The organism is Brachyspira sp., assembly GCF_050873525.1.
Lineage (GTDB): Bacteria > Spirochaetota > Brachyspiria > Brachyspirales > Brachyspiraceae > Brachyspira.
On sequence record NZ_JBNMIZ010000297.1, the window covers coordinates 1 to 2,466 of the forward strand.

General features: G+C 27.4%; 2 protein-coding genes. Both read right to left on the minus strand.

Features of this window, described 5'->3' with window-relative positions; genetic code table 11:
• On the minus strand, nucleotides 1-1,039 hold a 1,039-nt coding region (locus tag ACR0QS_RS12745), incomplete at its 3' end, for a DUF262 domain-containing protein (RefSeq protein WP_432633829.1).
• A 24-nt stretch (nucleotides 1,040-1,063) separates the two neighbouring features.
• The gene (locus tag ACR0QS_RS12750) at nucleotides 1,064-2,212 is read right to left on the minus strand and encodes a pyridoxal-phosphate-dependent aminotransferase family protein (protein WP_432633830.1); all 1,149 of its coding nucleotides are present in this window, start codon (nucleotides 2,210-2,212) and stop codon (nucleotides 1,064-1,066) included.
• Nucleotides 2,213-2,466 lie beyond the last annotated feature (254 nt).

Genomic DNA, 2,466 nt, shown 5'->3' on the forward strand with positions numbered 1-2,466 from the left:
ATTTTTCTAATAAAAAAATATAAGTTGTTGAATAATATAAAAAATCATTTTTTATAAATTCTTTTGCTCTTTTAGGATTATGTTTAAGTTTTATCTTATTATCAAATTCATTAATAAATATATTTCTGTGATATTTATTAACACCTAAATCGTCATATTGTTTAGTAGTATCGGCGAATTTACTCCTAAAATAATAACTAAAAAATTCATCTATATGTCCATAAAGTTTATTTACTTGTTTATCCCATATTTCTAAATATTCGTCAATTTCACTTTTTTCAATTTGCCCTAAAATCTTACCTTTTAATACTTCATAAGGTTCAAGCGGTATTCCTCTATCGTTTATAACTTCAAAAACCATAGGAACATCTTTACTTTTATCAATTATAATTTCTACTAAATAAATTTTAAGCCTAAAATATAGTATAAAAAAATGAACTTTATTTTTAATATCTTTTGTATCTTTTGTATTTTGAATAAGTTCTTTTTCTAAAAAATCGCTAATTACAATATAATTTTCATATATATTTTTTTCTGATATACTTTTGAATTGATTATTAGCTTGCAAATTATTTAAATCTTTATTAAAAAGGGTTTCAATAGCTTCTTTTCTATCATCAAATCCCATACAAAAAAATACCCCAAAAGCAGTTGAGCCGTAAATAGATTTTTTAATACTATCAATAATAAAGAATGGCAACGCATATCGTTTAGCCAAATGATAAAGTTTTATATGAATTAATGTAAGAGTAGTAAGCCTTTGCTGTCCATCGACTATAAATTTTTTACCATTAATTTCATTAGTCATATATGTATTAAGATAATACCATTCAAATTTTTCTAAATTAGTTTGATTTGGACTTAAATTATCGTTATATTCCAGATTAAAACGATAAAATATATCCTCTAATAAAGATTTAACGGGTTTATGTTCTTGAGTTTTATCATTCCATTTATATTCTCTTTGATAAAAATCAATTCCATAGTCTATTTGTTGAAAAATATCCTCTATTGTTTTATCTTTTGTCTTAATTCCCATATTTTCTCCATAATAAATTGTATTTTAATTCTTATTCAATTCTTCAATCAATTTTTTTACTCCGCTTCCAAGATTGAATTTATAACCCAATTTTAAAAGGCTCGCTTCCAATGAACCGACAGCCATAATCAAATCTCTTTCACATACAAATCCCAAAGTTCCGATTCTGAATATTTTATTTTCCAAATCGCCCTGTCCGTTTGCGACTATTATATCGTAATCGTCTTTAAGAGTTTTTCTAATATCTGGAACGGTTATATTGTCTGGAGGAAGTATAGAAGTTATCGAATGACTCGCGTTTTTATCGTCTTCAACCAAAAGTTTTAATCCAATTTCTCTTATAGCGCTTCTCAATGCTAAAGTAAGTTTTTCATGTCTTTTATTAATATTTTCAATTCCTTCTTCTCTAATCATTTTTAAAGAAGTGTGAAGAGAGCAAATTAAATTAACGGCTGGAGTAAAAGGAGTCGTATCTTTTGCCAATGATTTTTTATGTTCCGTCCAATTAAAATAAAAGCTCGGATGTTTGCAATTTTCATGCATCTTAAAAGCCTTTTCGCTTGCCGTCAAAAAAGATAATCCCGGGGCAATCATGAATCCTTTTTGCGAACCCGAAACTGCGACATCGATATTCCATTCGTCAGTTTTGAATTCCATCGCGCATAAACTCGTTATTCCGTCAACTACCGATAACGCCCCATGATTTTTTATTATAGAACATAGAGTTTTAATATCGTTTGCCGCTCCCGTAGAAGTTTCGCTATGAGTGAGAGTGACAATTTTTATATCTTTATTTTTATTCAATTCTTCTTCCAAAACTTCGGGCTTTATTATATCTCCCGCTTTCGCTTCTATTTTAATAACTTCCGCTCCTCTCGACTTTGCAATTTTCGCCCATCTTGCTCCGAAATTTCCGATTGACAAACATAAAACTTTATCGCCTTCGTTTATTAGATTTTCCAAAGCTCCGCACATAGCTCCCGTTCCGCTCGCAGTAAATAAAAAGACATCGTTTTTCGTTTGGAAGACATATTTTAAATCCTCAAATACTTCTTTTAGAATATTTGAAAATTCTTTGCTTCTATGAGCCATAGGATGTTTTGCCATTTCCATTAAAGCCGATTCAGGAACTGGAGTGGGACCGGGAATCATTAAAAAAGTTTTATCTTTCATTTTATAGCCTCTCATTAAAAAAATTAAAATTAAAAAATTTTTTATAATTTAAAAATATAATAATATAGAAAAAAATATTTTTGTCAATACTATATATAGTATTAACCTTATCATTAATTGTAAATTCTTTATTTTTTTAATATTGAAATACTCTATAAATTATTATAAAATCTTTTTATAAATTTATAAGGATTGTAAAATGAAAAAAATAGCGTTAATATTTATATTATTTTCAAGTATAGCCATAGCTTCTA